The organism is Bradyrhizobium sp. Ai1a-2 (assembly GCF_000426245.1).
Taxonomy (GTDB): domain Bacteria; phylum Pseudomonadota; class Alphaproteobacteria; order Rhizobiales; family Xanthobacteraceae; genus Bradyrhizobium.
The window spans coordinates 21,780-39,718 of record NZ_AUEZ01000031.1 but is presented as its reverse complement, the minus strand read 5'-3'; the positions used below and the strand labels follow the sequence as shown (position 1 = coordinate 39,718).

13 protein-coding genes are annotated in these 17,939 nt (G+C 61.0%); 5 read left to right on the top strand and 8 right to left on the bottom strand.

Going from position 1 to position 17,939, the window contains the following annotated elements:
* Positions 1-241: 241 nt before the first annotated feature.
* The 5 genes from K288_RS0120185 to K288_RS0120165 all read left to right on the top strand — a co-directional run bounded on the left by K288_RS0120185 (position 242) and on the right by K288_RS0120165 (position 7,952).
* Entirely contained in the window at positions 242-1,900 is a 1,659-nt protein-coding gene (locus tag K288_RS0120185; RefSeq protein WP_051334633.1) for an arylsulfatase, read from the top strand.
* 196 nt (positions 1,901-2,096) lie between these two features.
* Positions 2,097-3,677, top strand: coding sequence for an arylsulfatase (locus K288_RS46045; RefSeq protein WP_051334638.1), 1,581 nt, complete (start codon positions 2,097-2,099; stop codon positions 3,675-3,677).
* A 9-nt stretch (positions 3,678-3,686) separates the two neighbouring features.
* Positions 3,687-4,745 carry an HAD family hydrolase gene (locus tag K288_RS46040; RefSeq protein ID WP_043160284.1) on the top strand — a complete coding sequence of 353 codons (1,059 nt, stop codon included), beginning with the start codon at positions 3,687-3,689 and terminating at the stop codon, positions 4,743-4,745.
* Positions 4,746-4,841: 96 nt separating this feature from the next.
* Positions 4,842-5,354 (top strand): hypothetical protein, encoded by a 513-nt coding sequence (locus K288_RS0120170; RefSeq protein WP_027581187.1) that lies wholly within the window; start codon positions 4,842-4,844, stop codon positions 5,352-5,354.
* A 465-nt stretch (positions 5,355-5,819) separates the two neighbouring features.
* Positions 5,820-7,952, top strand: coding sequence for a tetratricopeptide repeat protein (locus K288_RS0120165; RefSeq protein ID WP_043160309.1), 2,133 nt, complete (start codon positions 5,820-5,822; stop codon positions 7,950-7,952).
* Positions 7,953-8,018: 66 nt separating this feature from the next.
* Here K288_RS0120165 and K288_RS0120160 read toward each other — a convergent pair whose 3' ends face one another.
* The 8 genes from K288_RS0120160 to soxC form a co-directional block, all read right to left on the bottom strand.
* Complete coding sequence (locus K288_RS0120160) at positions 8,019-9,101, bottom strand: transporter (protein ID WP_084799663.1); 1,083 nt, start codon at positions 9,099-9,101, stop codon at positions 8,019-8,021.
* A 695-nt stretch (positions 9,102-9,796) separates the two neighbouring features.
* On the bottom strand, positions 9,797-11,494 hold the full coding sequence (locus tag K288_RS0120155) for a GMC oxidoreductase (RefSeq protein WP_027581184.1): 1,698 nt from the start codon (positions 11,492-11,494) through the stop codon (positions 9,797-9,799).
* A 61-nt stretch (positions 11,495-11,555) separates the two neighbouring features.
* Positions 11,556-12,797 (bottom strand): cytochrome P450, encoded by a 1,242-nt coding sequence (locus K288_RS0120150; protein ID WP_027581183.1) that lies wholly within the window; start codon positions 12,795-12,797, stop codon positions 11,556-11,558.
* Between the two features lie 120 nt (positions 12,798-12,917).
* The gene (locus K288_RS0120145; protein ID WP_051334632.1) at positions 12,918-14,306 is read right to left on the bottom strand and encodes an FAD-binding oxidoreductase; all 1,389 of its coding nucleotides are present in this window, start codon (positions 14,304-14,306) and stop codon (positions 12,918-12,920) included.
* 83 nt (positions 14,307-14,389) lie between these two features.
* Positions 14,390-15,370: an AraC family transcriptional regulator gene (locus K288_RS49655; RefSeq protein WP_027581181.1), complete on the bottom strand. Its 981-nt coding sequence runs from the start codon at positions 15,368-15,370 to the stop codon at positions 14,390-14,392.
* A gap of 183 nt (positions 15,371-15,553) precedes the next feature.
* Complete coding sequence (locus K288_RS0120135; protein ID WP_201449702.1) at positions 15,554-15,958, bottom strand: DUF302 domain-containing protein; 405 nt, start codon at positions 15,956-15,958, stop codon at positions 15,554-15,556.
* Between the two features lie 68 nt (positions 15,959-16,026).
* Positions 16,027-16,572 carry a c-type cytochrome gene (locus K288_RS0120130; RefSeq protein WP_027581179.1) on the bottom strand — a complete coding sequence of 182 codons (546 nt, stop codon included), beginning with the start codon at positions 16,570-16,572 and terminating at the stop codon, positions 16,027-16,029.
* Positions 16,559-17,839 (bottom strand): sulfite dehydrogenase, encoded by a 1,281-nt coding sequence (gene soxC, locus K288_RS46030; RefSeq protein ID WP_064737338.1) that lies wholly within the window; start codon positions 17,837-17,839, stop codon positions 16,559-16,561. The genes K288_RS0120130 and soxC overlap by 14 nt, the downstream gene beginning before the upstream one ends.
* Between the last annotated feature and the right edge of the window lie 100 nt (positions 17,840-17,939).

The following is a 17,939-nucleotide window of genomic DNA, read 5'->3' as shown; positions in this document are numbered from 1 at the left end:
TCTCGATCAGCCGAAAGTGCATAGCGCATCCAGGGTGTTTCCACCAGTTTGCCATGCGCAAAGCGTCCGACCGATTGCTGATTGCGATCCCGTATGGATTGGCGAAGCCAAGTCGGTCGGCGGGTGGAGGTGAGCGAAGGCTGCGGCCCGGGCGTTCGGCAGCAGAAATTTAAGGGAAGCAACCATGAGCATCTTCCGATCAATTTCGGGCGCTCTTGTCCTGGCCTGTGCCGCCACGACAATGGCCAGCATTCCTGCCTCCGCCCAGCAGGGACAGAAACCCAACATCCTCTTCATCATGGGCGACGACATCGGATGGATGCAGCCGAGCATCTATCATCGCGGTTTGATGGTCGGCGAAACCCCAAACATCGATCGCATCGGCAACGAAGGTGCCATCTTCATGGACTACGTTGCCATGCAGAGCTGCACCTCCGGCCGCAATGCGTTCTTCACTGGCATGTATCCGCTGCGCACCGGCATGATCCCGCCACAGCTCCCGGGGAGCCCGTCCTACCTGCGGCCCGGCACGCCGGCGATCGCCCAGTTCCTGCTCGATCTCGGCTACACCACCGGCGAATTCGGCAAGAACCATCTCGGCGACCACACCGATGCCCTGCCGACGGCGCACGGCTTCCAGGAATACTGGGGCTACCTGTACCACCTCGACGCCATGCAGCAGGTAAGCTTCCCCGACATCAACAAGACCCCGCTGCAGCAGACCGTTGCGCCGCCATGCAAGAACACGCCGATCCCCGGCGTGCCTGAAGTGCCCGGCGCGGTGGATCCCAAGACCACGATCTGCCTCACGCCCCCGCGCAACATCCTGTCGTGCAAGTCCTCGGACGGCACGAGCAAGAACCAGACCTGCAGCGACGAAGGGCCGCTGACGCTGGACCGCTCAAGGACGGTCGACGAGGAGATTTCGACGAAGGTCATCGACTTCATGGATCGCAACGATCCGAAGAAGACCGGCAAGCCATTCTTCGTCTGGTACAATCCGGCGCGCATGCACGTCGTCACCGTGCTGCCGCCGAAGTACGAGGCCTTGGTGGGCGAGCGCGGCGGCAAGGACTGGGGCGTCAACGAGGCCGGCATGGCGCAGATGGACGACAACATCGGCCTTGTGCTCAAGAAGCTCGACGACATGGGCCAAACCAACAATACCATCGTCGTCTTCACCACGGATAACGGCGCCGAGCAGATCAGCTTCCCGGACGGCGGCATCACGCCGTTCAAGGGCCAGAAGGGCGAGGCCTGGGAAGGCGGCTACCGTGCGCCGATGGTGATCCGCTGGCCGGGCGTCATCAAACCCGGCACGGTGAAGAACCAGTTGTTCGCTGCGCTCGACTGGATGCCCACCCTGGTCGATATCGCAGGCGGGCCCAAGGGCGACGAGCTGAAGCAGCAGATCGAGGCCGGACGGTACCCCGGCATCGTCAAGACGACCCTCGATGGCGTCAACCAGCGCGACTACCTCGAAGGCAAGTCGGAGAAATCGGCACGCGACTACTTCTTCTACTTCTCGGGCGCGACGCCGTCGGCGGTGCGCTACAAGAACTGGAAGATGTACTACACCATGTCGCAACCCGGGCCGGCCGGCTGGATCATGCCGCTCATCCCGTTCCACTTCACCTTGGTCCAGAACATCAAGCGTGATCCCTTCGAGCAGAACGTCGGCATTGATCAGAAGTCGGCGATGAGCCTCGGCGGCGCACTCGGCGCCCCGGCGACGGCCTTCCAGTACGACTGGAACATGCTGCCGATTGGACAGCGGTTGTGGCTGGAGCACCTGACCAGCTACGAGAAATTCCCGCCGCTGCAGGCGCCGGAGAGCTACAACCTCAGCCAGATCCTGGACGAGGTTAAGAAGGCCAATTCCCGCGCGGCGAGCGACTAGCTGTGTGAATGAGCGTGATGTGAACAGGCGGGCGCCTGCGGGCGTCCGCCTACGACAGCCGAAGCGGTGACTGCGCTTCCGATGCAATACCTTTGAAGACCGTCAACCTGACACACGCGCTTGAGCAGCGAACGCTGCCCGGTGCGGCCGGGTGGGAGTTGTGTTTAGAGGATCGATCATGCGCAATCTCAAATGCATGTTTGTCGGGCTGCTCGCGGCGCTCGGAGCCACAGCGGAATTCGCTACGCCGGCATCAGCGCAACAACCTCAGAAGCCCAATATCCTCGTCATCATGGGCGACGATATCGGATACTGGAATATCAGCGCCTATAACCGCGGGCAGATGGGTTATCGCACCCCCAACATCGATCGCATCGCCAACGAGGGAGCGATCTTCACGGATTACTATGGTCAGCAATCCTGCACGGCGGGCCGTGCCGCATTCATTACCGGCCAAAGCCCGCTGCGCACGGGGCTATTGAAGGTCGGTTTGCCCGCGGCGAAGGAAGGCCTGTCCGAGAAGGATCCGACAATCGCCGAATTATTGAAGCCACAGGGCTACGCGACCGGACAATTCGGCAAGAACCATCTCGGCGATCGCAATGAATTCCTGCCGACCGTGCACGGCTTCGACGTGTTCTTCGGGAATCTCTATCACTTGAATGCCGAGGAAGAGCCCGAAAATCCCGACTATCCGAAGACCCCGAACTTCCGCGCGCAATTTGGCCCACGCGGAGTGCTCAAATGCGTCGCAACCGCAACTGACACGCCCGGTGATGATCCCCGCTTCGGTCCTTGGGGTAAGCAGAAATGCGAGGACACTGGCCCTCTCACCAAACAGCGTATGCAGACGATTGACGAGGAGTTTCTGGGGGCGACGACGGAATTCATCGACGGCGCGGTGCGGGATCGCAAGCCATTCTTCGTCTGGTTCAATTCGACCCGCATGCATATCTGGACGCACCTCAAGCCCGCATCGCAAGGAAAGACCGGGCTCGGCATCTATCCGGACGGCATGGTCGAGCATGACGGGCAGGTCGGCGAGCTACTGAAAAAACTCGACGATCTCGGTGTCGCCAACAACACCATTGTGATCTACACCACCGACAATGGCGCCGAGACGTTCTCCTGGCCCGACGGCGGCACCACCCCCTTCCGCGGCGAGAAGAATACCAATTGGGAAGGCGGCTACCGTGTACCTGCCCTGGTGCGCTGGCCCGGCCTGGTCCCTCCCCGCAGCGAGATCAACGAGGTGTTCTCCGCCGAGGACTGGGCGGCCACGTTGGTTGCCGCTGCTGGCGAACCTGGAATCAAGGAGAAGCTGCTGCAGGGCTACGATGCCGCCGGCAAGAATTTCCGGGTGCACCTCGATGGTTATGACCAGCGCGATCTCCTTGCGGGCAAGGGTCCGGACAAGCGGCGCGAGTTCTTCTACTGGACCGACGACGGCAACCTGGCCGGCCTGCGCTACCAGCAGTGGAAGGCCGCGTTCCTGGAGCAGCGGGCGGAGGGACTGAACGTCTGGGCCGAACCGCTGATACAGCTGCGCCTGCCCAGACTATTCAACCTTCGCTCCGATCCGTTCGAGCGTGCTCAGCACGAGTCCGGCGACTACGTGCGCTGGTTCATCGATCACGCATTCCTGCTTGTGCCGGCGCAGGCGATCGTGGCACAGCACATCGCAAGCTTCCGTGAATTCCCGCCGCGTCAGCGGCCCGGCAGCTTCTCGGTCGAACAGGCGATGGAGAAGCTGCGGCTCCCACCCTCGACGAACTAGGAGGCGATCATGGGTAGTCTCTTGCACTATCGCGCGAGCCGCCGCGTTGTGATTTCGATCTTGACGCTGTTGCTCGCCTTGTCCAGTCCGCTCCTGACGGTCCCGGCATTGGCGCAAACAGTCTCGGGGGCTCCATTGCCTTCATGGAACGAGGGTGCCGCGAAGCAGGCAATCCTCGACTTCGTGCGCGTCACCACCGACACTGCAAGTCCGAACCATGTACCAAAGGAGGAACGAATAGCCGTCTTTGACCAGGACGGCACGCTCTGGGTCGAGCATCCGATGTACACGCAGGTGCTCTACTGTCTGGAGCGCGTCCCTGCGGTGGTCGAGAAACGGCCGGAGCTCAAGGACGTTGCGCCATTCAAGACCGTACTCTCGGGTGATCGCGAGGCGATCGCCAAGCTTTCCCTGCGGGACCTGGAGGAAGTCCTGGCTGCGACGTTGACCGGAATGTCGGTGGAGGATTTCAACGCCGAAGCGAAGAAGTGGCTCGGAACAGCACAGCATCCGCGCTGGAAGCGCCCCTATACCGAGCTCGTATATCAGCCGATGCTCGAAGTCATGCAATTCCTCCGCGACAACGGCTTCAAGACCTTTATCGTGACCGGTGGAGGACAAGACTTCGTGCGCGTGTACGCCCAGCAGGTCTATGGCATCCCGCCCGAGCAGGTCGTCGGTACGGCTGGCGGAACGAAATATGGTTACGGCAACGATGGCAAGCCGTTCCTGACCAAGGAGCCCAAGCTTCTCCTGAACGACAATGACGCCGGCAAGCCGGAAGGGATTCACCTCATGATCGGCCGCCGGCCGTATGCGGCGTTCGGCAACTCGACCGGCGATCGCGAGATGCTGGAGTGGACCGGCGCAGGCAATGGTGCGCGGCTGAAGATGCTGCTGCTGCATGACGATGCCGCGCGCGAATACGCCTATGGACCGGCGCAAGGCCTGCCGGACACCAAGGTCGGCACCTTCACTCCGGCCCTCTATGACGAGGCCAAGAAGGACGGCTGGACGGTAATCAGCATGAAAAACGATTGGAAGCGAGTGTTTCCGTTCGAGCAATAGCACCAAATCTGCCGCGCGGATTGACATCGTTCCAGCAAATAGGAGGCGACCGTGGCCTCGATTGCAAATCCCTGTCTATCCACTGCCGCTCTATTGATGCGCCCGCGCATCGGGTTCTTGCTTGCCCTGTTCATGCTCCTCTATTGCTCGACGGGGCAGAGCTACGGCGCGGACACGCTCGATTGTCCAGAAATCGGCTCAGGATCGGTTCCCGATCTCATCGGCGATGCTTCCGGTGGCGGGCTATTCACGACCGACAACCGCGTCGACCTCGCCAACGAGATCAACGAAGCGATCAACAGACTGCAGATCGCCAACCCCAATATATCCTGGTCTGATGTCCAGAACGTCCTGATCGCCGCCTATTGTCGTGTCGTGGCCCGCAAGTCCGGACTCGCCGCGACGGAAAAATGGGGCCGCATGCGCCAGTTCGAAAGCATCCTCGAACGGCAGATCGCGGCGAACATGATGCCTGCGGGAACGCTGATCATCGCCAATGTTCCTCTCCCTCCAGACGTCTATCGGGAGCTGAAGAAGCAGGCTGTCGTCTCCAATCAGACGATGGCCCAATTAATGGCAGCTATCCTGACGCGTGCAGCAGGGAAGTAGGCGGTTGTTCGACAAGTCAGTTCGAGATCATTCTCCCAGAGACTTCAGGGAGCAGTGAGGCACTGCGACTGCCCACTCGCAGGCGAGCGTGGTAGCCGCGAACGTGCCTACTCGATAATGCCCTGGCCGCGACAGACGTTTTGCCGAATCTGCATAGCGTGAGACAGCACCCGAGGATTTGCTGGAACTCGTCCTTAGGCCTGTAGCGGGTGACAATTCGTGGCGCGCAGCGAGAACGGAGCAGATAAGAGGCCACTGGTACGCACCGCCACGTGGGTTGCGATCGTAGCCCTCGCATTGGGTGGGCCTGCACTCCTGTTGGCCGTCAACGGCGGTTTCATCCCGCCAACAATTTTTAGTTCAAGCAAGGCTGCCTCCGCCCTCACCTTTGTCGGCAGCGAAGCCTGCGCCGGCTGCCACCAGGCCGAAACCGCGTTGTGGAAGGAGTCGCAGCACAAGCATGCCATGCAGCACGCCACGGCGGCTACGGTGCTTGGGAATTTCGATGATTCCGGTTTCGACTATTTCGGCGTCCATTCGCGGTTCTTCAAGAAGGACAACAAATTCTTCGTCGAAACCGACGGTCCTGACGGCAGGCTTGTGAGCTTCGAGGTCAAATACACCTTCGGCATTGATCCGCTCCAGCAATATCTGATCGAATTCCCGGATGGCCGTCTGCAGGCGCTGTCGATCGCTTGGGATACCCGGCCGAAGGACAAAGGCGGTCAACGCTGGTTTCACCTCTATCCCAACGAGGAGATCAAGCACGACGATGTGCTGCACTGGACCAAGCTCAATCAGAACTGGAATTTCATGTGCGCGGAGTGCCATTCGACCGGCGTGCGGAAGAACTACGACGCGACTGATGACCGTTTCCGCACGATCTGGATGGAGATCAGCGTCGGCTGCGAGGCATGCCACGGCAAGGGCTCGCGGCATGTCAATTGGGCTCACAGCCAGCGGAATTGGTTTGGAAAAGACGATGACCCGCGCAAAGGGCTGGCTGTCTTACTGAACGAGCGCGACGGCATCACTTGGCACCCCGATCCGAAGACCGGCAACCCGCAACGCAGCATCGCCCCTGCCGTGACTCGCAGGGAGGTCGAGACCTGCGGGCTGTGCCATGCCCGACGCGGTGAATTTTCGGAGGATTGGACGCCGGGGCAACCCTTGTCCGACACCCACGCCGTCTCTCTCCTTGCCCGCGGGCTTTATCACGCGGATGGCGAGATGCTTGATGAAGTGTACAATTACGGCCCGTTCAAGCAGAGCAAGATGTTCGCGGCCGGCGTGACCTGCAGCGATTGCCACGAACCCCATTCGGCCAAGCTCCGCGCCCAGGGCGATGGTGTTTGCCTGCAATGCCACGCTTCCGACAAATATGAAGTCGCCTCACACAGTCGCCACGAAGGCGTGACGCCGGCCGTGACGTGCGCATCATGCCACATGCCGGTCAGCACCTACATGGTGGTGGACAAGCGGCACGACCACAGCCTTCGAATTCCAAGGCCGGATCTCTCGGTGAAGCTTGGTACCCCGAATGCGTGCAACAATTGTCATACCGACAAACCGGCGCAATGGGCGGCCGATGCGATCGAGCGCTGGCACGGGCCGGTCCGAAAAGGTTTTCAGAATTACGCCGAGGCCTTCCAGGCGTCCTGGACCGATCGCGCCGACGCTGCCGCATTGCTGGCCGTGGTGGCGGCCAGTCCCACCGCGCCGGCAATCGCGCGTGCGAGCGCGCTTAGCGAACTTCATGCGCGGGTCTCGCCCGCGAACATCGACCTTGCACGCAAGGGATTGGCCGATCCCGACCCGATGGTGCGGGTCGCAGCGCTTGACATGCTCGACGGCCTTCCAGGCGATCGGATCTGGCCGCTGGTTTCACCGCTTCTTTCCGACCCAAGCCGCGGCGTACGTATCAGGGCGGCGTCGATCTTGGCCGCCGTTCCGACCGCGACACAACCCGCGGCAGACCGCGAAGCCTTCGAACGGGCGGCAGCCGAGTTCATTGCGGCGCAACGTCTCAACGCGGACCGCCCCGAAGCCCGCTCGACGCTTGGAAACTTCTATGCGCGGCGCCGACTGACAGCCGACGCAGAGAGCGAATACAAGGCGGCCCTGCGGCTCAGCCCGCAATATGCGCCGGCCGCGATCAATCTGGCGGACCTCTATCGGCAGCTTGGCCGGGACGGCGACGGAGAAAGCGTTCTCAGAACAGCAATCGCGTCTTCGCGCCAGGACGCCGGCTTGCGCCATGCGCTCGGGCTCAGCCTCATCCGGCTGAAGCGGCCGAACGATGGGCTCGACGAATTCCGCGCAGCCAGCGAGCTCGAGCCCGACCGGGCGCGCTACGCCTATGTCTACGCCGTGGCGCTGCATTCATCAGGCCGCATCGGTGAATCGATTGAGGTCCTGAAGGCGAACCTGGCTCGGCATCCGGACGATCGCGACTCGCTGTCTGCCCTCGTCACGTTCAACCGCGATTCCGGTAACATCGGCGCCGCCCTCGAATACGCCGAGCGGCTCTCTCGCCTTCTCCCGAATGACCGTGAAGTGACCCGCCTCACCGACGATCTCCGCTCACGCTTGAAGTGATGTCACCGACGAAGACCGCGGCGATCTCTGGCAGACGACGCGCCTGTGATGGGCGGGGACCGGGCGCTAATACTTCCTGACTATGGGCCTGGTCGACGTAGGCGGCGTTGGCGCTGCGGGAGAGAGGTTGAAAGTCAGCCAGATGTTCCAGCCCGCCGGCCTATTTTCATTGGCAAATTCGCCATAGGCTTTCAGGTTTAGATATCCCTGCATGTCTCCGACCGGGAAAATGTAGCCGAGCTGCGGGCCGACGCCGACCACCCGCGACTGGAAGCAGCCGACGCGATTGCCGGAGCCGCTGTCACAGCCGACCTGCTGGTAGAGGTAACCCACGAGGCCGACCTGCCACTGCTTGGTCAGGAATTGCGACACACCCCAGTCGAGGTGCATGTCGACGCCACTCTGATATTGAGTGGCAGGGTTTATGAAGTTGTAGGTGAATCCGAGCACCGCCGAAGCTTCATGCCCGGTCTTCGGGTCGAAATAGGTGTAGCCGCCGCCGGCGTCGATCGCCCAGTGCCCGATTCCCAGATTTGCAAGGCGGGATGACTCGTAGGCGCCGACCGGGACGTCCCCGGTGATGTAGGTCATGTAGTTGTGGACGCCGGAATTCCACTTCAACTGGAAAATCGGGATCAGATCGCCAAATGCGGTGAGCGAGCTATCGATGCTATCGAACCGCGAGAACGGAAACGCGCCGCCCGGCGTTGTCAGCGTTCCTGTGAGCTGTCCCGCCAGTGATGTCGAGTTGTTGCCGTAAAGTCCTAACAGGGTGGCGGAGGCCTGCGCACCCAGCACAGGTGTCTCAAAAACGTAAGAAGGGGCCACCAAGCCCAGATTGGCGGTTGCATTGACCCTGGCGTCCAAGTTGGCCGTCAGATTTGTGGGTATGCGACCGATCGTGATTTCCCGTGCCCGCGCCACGTTTCCGCCGGCGGAAACCTGGGTGCGATAGTAGATCGAACTTATCGACCAACCCGGCTGTTGGGGGGTAGCCGCGAGGCTACCGAAGAATCCGGGTATCCAAAAGCTGATGCCGCCTTCGTCGGCGCGCGCTGCCCGATCGGGGAGCACGAGTAAACCGGCAACTGCTGCCGCGCTCAACCGCCAGATAAGACCAGCCGTCGATATCGATTTCGCGCCCTTCATCCGCCAATCCCCCCTCTCCTCCGCGGCTCTCCCGTCACGGCCCAAGAACGATCCGGCGTGCGAGGGACCGGAAGCACGCAAACATTATCACAGCGCATCTGCACGTGATCGGTGCTTTTCCGACTTGTGCATCCTTAGCAAGAGACTGTGCCTTCCGTGCCACAATTTCCCGGAGGTAAATACTTGCTGCTCTTGCCGATTTTGCATAGCGGCACAGATCGATGGCCGCAAAATCCAAGGCGGTAGCCTTCGTGCTTCGCCGATCCATCGACCCTGCGAGGTCATGATGGTTATGAGCGAACACAGCTCAGCATGGCGCGGCTGAAGCCACATCATTGTGAGCGACGAGCAGAACGCGCGTCAGCAGTTGCAGAGCCAGTGGCCGAAATTTGCTCCCGCGATACGGACGAGTTGCGCATCGCAGGAGAGCGTCGGCGGCACGCCCAGTTATGTCAGTCTCCTGACGTGCCTTCAAATGTCGAACTGGAAGTGATCCCGGCTTGCTGAACCCGCGACGGCATCGTCGCGACCGACGACGAAAAGCACTCGCAAGGCGTCAGCCAGGGCCGAAGTACCTCATTGGCGCGACAAGGTCAGCGACGACGCAAGTCTGACCGGGATCGCCGCTCCGGCAATTCGTGGCCCGAGCGTCGGCAATGAATCCGCGGGACAACTCGGTACCATCCAATGCTGTATCAGTGATGCCGCAGCAGCGCATCGCTGATCTTTTCGGCCGCCATGATCACGGGAACATTGGTATTCGCGGTCGGCAGCCGCGGCATGATCGAGGCGTCCGCCACATGGATATTGTCGCTGCCGATCACCTTCCCCTCGGGGTCGACCACCGCCATCCGGTCGGCAGGGTCGCCCATGCGGCACGTTCCGACCGGATGCCAGACGCCGAATACGCTCTGTTTCACGAAGTTTTCAAGCGCGCGATCGTCCGCGAGTGTCGCCTCGAACGCCGTCCCGTTCAGCAGGACCAGCCGGATGAACAACCGTCTGATTCCAGCGGGAACATCCAGCATCGATCCCAGGACAGACGCTATGACCCGATTTTTGGTGTTGAACCCGCTCACCCCCTTGATGCGCGGGGAATAGGAGGCCGGAAAGAAATCACCGGGTTCTGGATTGAGCGCAGGATGAATAACGAGCTTGGCGAGCAGCCTTACCGCCGAGATCAACCTTTCAAGATCGCGGCGATCGGACAGCAGATTGAAATCGACGACTGGATAAGCTTTCGGATCGCGCGTAGCCAATGTGACGGTGCCGCTCGAGTACGGGCGATTGCACCAGAGGAAGTAAAGACCAAGTCGCGCCCCAAGCGCATGCCAGCCGCCGCGGGCCGAGGCCGTGATGTACATGTCCGAGGCATCGCAGCCCTGATAGCCCGACGAGAAGCGCAAGGCCGCGAAGTTGGGGCGTCGCCACGACAACGGCAACCGCAGTCGGCGCGGCAGGTACTGGCAGAAGGTCAGTGCCGGATGATCGCGAAGATTGCTGCCGACGCCAGGGCTATCGATATTCACGGCAATATCGAGGGCGCGCAGCGATGTCGCCGGGCCTATTCCCGCCCTCATCAGGATGGCCGGGGACTGCAATGCCCCCGCCGCGAGGATGACGCGCTCCGCACCGACCACGACATTGCGCCCCCAACGGGCGACCACGATGCCCGTCGCCCGGTGGCCTTCGACCTTGAGCTGCTCGACTTTGCTGCCAGTCCAGATGGTCAGGTTCCGTCGCCGGCGCGTCGCTGCGTCGAGATAGGCAGCCGCGGTAGAGACGCGCCGGTCGTCACGGTTGGAGAACGCCGGCGGATAGATGCCGTCTTCGAACTCCGCATTCTGATCTCTCATGAACGGCAGGCCGGTTACCGACAATGCCTCGCCCACCGCCCTGCCGAATTCCGGCATCGCCCCACGTGCGATGCGACGGATCGGGATCGGGCCGCTGCGGCCGTGCAGCGGACCATCGAAATCGAGATCGGTCTCCAGCTTGCGGAAATATGGAAGGACATCCTCCCAGCCCCATCCGCGTGCGCCAAGATCGCGCCACTCATCATAGTCGCGCGGCAGGCCGCGATTGGCTGACTGCACGTTGATGCTCGAGCCGCCTCCCATCACCCGTCCCTGCTCGTAGGAGCGAACGATCGGCTTGCCCTCGGCATTGCGACCGGCCCCCGCCGACAGGCCCGGCCAGATGTATTTGTCACCGAAGAACAGCGGCATCGGATAGCTGTCGAGAATCTCGGGCGGCATCCCCTCCGGCGGCATATCCATCCCGGCTTCGATCAGGAGAACACGCCGCCGTCCGTCTGCCGAGAGCCGGTTGGCGAGCACGCAACCCGCCGACCCACCGCCGACGATCACATCGTCGAAATGCAGGCTATCCATTCCAATCTCGTTCCGACCTTGCCAGTTGGATGGCTTTGCGCTCGCCCCGCGCCGGGCGATGTCACGGCTTCCAGGAGACTCGCATGGCAGCATCGATGCGACGGACTCCCATATGGCCCGTGATCTTCGGCGGCGTATCCAGCTGGAGCTGCGGGATACGGGCGGTAATTGCACTCAGGCTTTCCTCCAGCTCGACGCGTGCAAGCGCCTCGCCGATGCACCGGTGCGCGCCAAAGCCAAAGATCGGATGCAGCCGCGGCTGGTCGGTGCGACGGATGTCGAATATGTCCGGACGGTGGTAGGTGGCTTCGTCCCGCATCGCGGACATCATCGAAAGCGTGACAAGTTGGCCAGCGGGTATAACGGTCCCGTCGACGTCAACATTCTCGCGGGTAACTCTCACCGTCGATGCGCCGGTAGGCTCAAAGCGCATCGCCTCCGTGACCGCGGCCGGGACCAGTGAAGGCGCGTCACAGACCGCCGCCCACTGCTCGCGATGCTGGAGCAAAAGCGCAAGTTGGGTTGCGAGCGCGACCCTGGTCGTGTCGGTGCCGCCGATGATTAGCGGCATTATCTGGTAGAGTATCTCTTGCGGCGACAATTCGCCCGCTTCGGCGGCCGCAGCCAGGAACGCCGACAGAAAATCTTCACGTGGTCTGTGGTGATGCTGATCAACAGCCGTTTCCACATAGTCATGCAGCTGCTGCGCCGCTTTCTCGATCTTTCCGATCTCGTCCAGGTACAGTCCGAAACTGAAGATCTTCGTCACGACATAGACCAGCCGCGTAAATTCCGGAATGTCCTCGCGCGGAAGCCCCAACAGATCAGCAATGATGCGAGCAGGCAGTTTAGCCGCAAACTCGCCGATGAAGTCGACCTCGCCATCTCCGTACCAGCCGTCGATGAGGTCGTCCGCTGTGCGGCGGATGCTTTGTCGCATCTCGTTGATCGCGCGGGCGGCGAATTGTCGCGATAATGGTGCCCGCCGCCGCCGATGGACATCGCCATCGGCCATGATCATGCTGTATTCGAAGAGATCGAATATTGCACCGCTGCTGATGCCCAGTGACTCCGGAAAGCTCGTTCCGCTTGGGCCGACTCGCGGATCTCTGCCCAGGCGGTCGAGATCGGAAAAACGCAGGATGAAATATCCGCCGGTCTCGTGCAACACGACAGCGTGATCCCTGCGATACTGGCGGAAGACGCCGTGTGGATCTGCCTCCAGTTGTTTGACGGTGAGCACTGGAAGCGCTGAACCATGAAGGCTCGTGGCCCCCGTCTCCGCAAGATTATCCATCGTCATCGCACAATCTCCGTTGTTCGAGTGTTCGCTCGTGAACACCCGGCGTGAGCCCGATAGCTCTCTTCGATTTCGTCGCCCTCTGGGCCCGCCTTCGGCGCAGGATAAGTGTTGTCGGCATGATCAGAGGGAAAGTGGCGTCGCCGAGAACAAACCATTCGGGTCGAACCAGCGCTTCACGGCCTGAAGTCTCGTAATGTTATTCCCGTAAGCGTGAGCGATTTGGTCCTGAGCATGCGGTCCCAGAAGGTTGGGATAGCCGCCAGGCAATGACATTGGAGCCAATGTCTGGCAAAGATCGCGCGCCCAGCGTTTGTGGACAGAGCCGTTATCGCCAGCAGTGGGATCCCAACCCGCTATGATCTCAACCAAGACATGTTCACGTCGCAGTCCAAAGGCGGTGCTGTCCGGGGCGAATTGCGTGGGAAGGCCGCGGAAATGTTGAAGGATGATGGTCGAGAACGGCGACGTTCGACTGGCGCCACCTTCAATCAGGGCAGAAATCGCCTCTGGATTGAGTGCCGGCATCCAGCGGGTCTCGAGCGCATAGTGCTTGTCATTCGCCACACGCGCATCAAAGCTCTGAATTAACTCCTGATAGCTCATTGAAGCGATCTGTACGTGCATCGGCTTACCGCAGCGCTTCAGGACCTCCATTGCGATTTCGCCGTCGGACAACTCGCCGGTCCACGCTGGCGCCAGGAATAGAGCCGGGCTGCCGTCCGGCAGGGAAATGATTCCGATGACGACGGAGAGATTGTTGCTGGCAGATCCTATTGCCTTGGCGAACCGGCCCAGCACTGTCTCAGCCTCTCCCCATGGAAACAAAATCATGCCGCCCAGAACCGGGCGAGCGGGGTGCAAGCGGACTTTCATCGACGTGACCACGCCGAAATTGCCTCCGCCGCCCTTGAGGGCCCAAAGCAGATCCGGGTTTTTGTTCTGATCGACGGTGAGGCGTTGCCCGTCGGCGAGGACAAGTTCGGCGCCACACAGGCTATCCAAGGCCAGACCGTGGCTCGCAATCAGAGGACCATAACCGCCGGCGGTCGTCAGTCCGGTCATTCCCGGCACACCATTCCAGCCCGTCACGGCCATGAGGTTGCGCGCGGTGGCAGCGGCGATAACTTTGGCGGCGGTGGCGCCGCCGGCAACGGTCGCGATTTGATCGTCGATGTGGACGTGGTCCATCAGAGACAGGTCGATGACGAGCGCGTCCGACCGGACCGAACGCCCGGCACCGTCGTGTCCACGGCCGCGAACCGATACTGGCATGTTATGGGCACGCGCTGTTCGCACGGCGACCTGGACGTCTTCCGCGCTTTTGCAGAAGGCAATCGCTATCGGGTAGTGATCCACCGCGCCGTTCCATACCTTTCGGGCGCTCTCGTAGCCTTCGTCCCCTCGCCCGGTGACCCGGCCCTGCATTTGGGCCTCGAGATCATGCACGACTTGTTCGGAGCCCCCGATAACGTTCTGCACCATATTTCTGCGCTTTCGGTTGTGATACATGCAACATCCGAGAATACAGGAGACGATATCGAGGATCGCAGGCTGGATCGTTAGCGCCGCAGTCTTCGCTCTCGATGCAGTATTCAATCTCGCAGCACGATTCCTGGGCGAACTCCGTATTGCCGCTTATAGGCGATGATGAAACTGGACGTCGTAGCGTAGCCCGCGTGGCGGGCCGCGTGCTTGACGCTGGCTCCTGCTTGTTTGAGAGCCCGATCGGCCCGTTGCAGCATGAGTGCTGTGCGATAGCCAGATAGTGTCGTGCCATAGACCCGCTTGAAGGCGGATCGAAGCTTGGTTCTGTTCATGGCCGCGACGCGTGCGAGAGCATCTACGTCCAAAATAAGATGCGGCGCCCGGTCGATGATCTGCTTCACCAGGCCCACCCGCTCAAGAATGCCTGGATCGAAGGCTCCGTCGCCGGCGCGGAACGCATCGCGTCGGGAGAGCCCGCTCAACAGAGCAGAAACCAATTCAAAGGTCTTGCCCTCATAGTAGAGCGTAGCGAGAGACGGAAACATGGCGCGTCGAGCAGCAACGCCCCTGGCAATCTCTCCAAAATGACCGGGGGCAAGCGTATCCATCGCGATCTGCCGCCCTCGGATCGTGCGCAGAAGCGATTTCGGCAATGTCGCGGCAGAAAGGCCACGAGCTTTCATCATGGACATGATGTCGACGACGACAGTAACTGCCTTGAGACCTCGCGAAACACTCGTTACAAACTTGAAGCGCTCGTGTTGCGGGACAAAGACCATCGTCATGTCCGCGCCCTTCGCGTCGAAACGATTGTTGCCGACGGCAAAGTCCGTCCAGGCTCCGTCCTGATCGAGCACAGCACTGCAGACGATAACGTCTTTCCTTGCCAACGTCTCAAGCTCGACGATTTTCGGACCCGACCAATCGACCACGAAGATGCCCATATCCTGTCCGGCCCAGGCTACGTTGCCAACGGGCTCTCCGTCAGCGACGCTTGACCATGGAACCTCGGTGAGATTTCCTCCGCGGACCTGCATGCCCACGCGACTTAAGGCTCCGTCGAAATCGACTTGCGACATCACGTTCATCCAAATATCAGCGTCGCCGAAACCTTGACGCGTGCGGGATGATGGCTGAGGCCAAGACCCGATAGAAGTCACATCCTTGTACGTTTGTGCCTAACAGGTTACGCGTGTAATGATTCTTATTCAGCCCCTGTGTCCGTGGCGATTCCCAAACGAGGCGCGCCTGCTCGTTGGCTGCTGCTGACCTCAAGGAAGCGTTGTCGACTTTGCTGCCATCTCCTTTAGCGCGCCCGACATCGCCTCGATGACAGGCTTGGCGGCATCGCCGATCCCATGCCGACGCGTGATATAGGCCGGATCATTATAGGAAAGGAACGTGTTGCCGGCCTCGTCCTGCCAGATCAACGCCTTCAGCGGCAGGTCGATGCCGATCGTCTGCATCGATTGCATCAGCGGAGTGCCGCCCTTCGCCGAACCGAAGATCAGGAGATTCGTCGGCCGCAGTGGCAGGCCGACTGCGGCAGCGCCAGCGGTGTGGTCGATATGACTAAATACCGTCATGCCCCTGGCACGGACCTCCGCTTCAAACCGGTGCATCGTTTCTTCCGGGCCAAAGCTGCTGTGCAGCGTGATCAATCCATCAGCGGTCATTGCATGCTCTCCTGATAACCAGATCGTTGCGATCAACACGAAGACGACTGTCCTTATGAAGGCCATTCTCACTTCGTCCTGAACAATTTGGCCGGATCGAACTCAGGCTCCGGAACGAAGCCATCGCGGTTCGGCATCTTGATTTCTGACAGGCTGTCGCGATCGAGCCTGCCGTCGGCAGGCAGAATGCCGTTCAAGTGAAGGATATAGGCCGCGACGGCGTAGGTATCATCATTGCTCAGCGAACCCGGCGCCTGATAAGGCATCGCCCTGTGAATGTAATCGAAGAGCGTGGTGGCGTAGGGCCAAAAGCTGCCGACGGTCTTCACCGGTGCGTCCGAAGCCAATGTGCCCTGCCCGCCGACGAGGCGGTCCTTGATGCCGCCGACCCCGTTGTCGCCATGACAGGCCGCGCAGTTGTCGGCGAAGACCTGCTGTCCGTGCGCCACCGTGCCACTGCCTGGCGGCAGTCCCTTGCCGTCCGGCCTGACGTCGATATCCCATAGCGCTGTCTCGCCGGGTGTCGCGGGACGGCCGAAATCATATGCAAGCACGGGAGAACCAAGCGCGAGCGCAATCGCGCCCGTGAGTAATGCCTTGCTAGTCGAGGACATTTCGAACCCTCCCGATTTCGTCGACGCTCCAGGTCTGCAGCGCGTTGTAGTGAAAAAGTGCGTTGGTCCCCGTCGCGGCGATGAAGGATTTTCGGTCGGGCTGAACATTGCCCTTATCATCGGTCGAGCGGCTGACGATCTTGGTCGGCTTACCGTCCCAGATCCAGTCCATCTGAAAGCGCGTTTGGGCCTTCGGCAATACTGGCAGATTTAGCTGCGCTTCTTTCCAGCTCTTGGCGTCATCGGTCGAAATCTCGACCTTGGCGATCTTGCCGTGACCGCTCCAGGCGAGCCCGGTGATCCGCTGATAGCCGGGCTTGATCATCATCGTCCCGGAGGGCGATGTGATCACCGAATTGGTTTCCATCCGAAGCTGGAATTGGATGGCCTTGCCGTTGGCTTCCAGCTGCGTGTAGCGCGCCGTTTCCCAACGCGTCATCCAGGGCCGGTCGCCGAACTTCAGGCGGCGCAGCCACTTGATGTTGAGGTTGCCCTCGAAGCCCGGCATGATCAGCCGTATCGGAAAGCCGTGCGCGGGCCGCAGCGGCTCGCCGTTCTGCCCATAAGCCACGAACGCTTCGTTCAGGATTTCGTCGGTGAGCGGGATGCTGCGTGCGACTCCCGCGGCGTCGCCGCCCTCGGCGAGCATCCAGTTGGAGCCGCGATCTTTTCCGACAAGCTCGATCAGTAATTTCAGCGGGACACCGGTCCATTCGTTGGTGCTGACGAGACCGTGCGTGTTCTGCACGGTGAGGTTCTCGTCAGCCTTCTTCCAGTTCTCCCAGCCGTTGCCGGTGCATTCAATGAAAACCACGCGCGACACTGACGGCATCGCCTTGAGGTCATCGACGTTGAACACCAACGGCTTCCGCACCATGCCGTGCACCAGCAGCCTGTGTTTGACTGGATCGAGATCGGGCACACCGGAATGGCTTCGTTCGTAGTGCAGATCCGACGGCGTGATGCTGCCGAAGAGCTTGTCGAGCGGCGTCTTCGAATTGATCGCGTCGCTCGGATCGACGTTGCGCTTGCCTGGACCAGCTTCGGGAATGCGGGAGATCTTGACGTATTTCGATCGCTCGCTGTGCCCACCGAGATCAGCGCCAACCTCGCGGGGCGGCACGTCGGCAAGGGAGTCAGCCGCCGCACGGCCCGCAACGATGCTCCCCGCAAGGCCCGTGGAGGCTGCTATGAAATTCCTTCGGGACAGACCGCTTTGTCCAGGGTTGCCCCTCTCTTCGACGGGAATATCGCTCTGATTGGTCATTATTGATTTTTTCCTGTGTTGTTTGGGCTTATTCGATCGTAATTCCTGCGACGCGCTCCTCTTGACGCCTTCCCTTCGACGATAACCCGTGAGGCGGCTC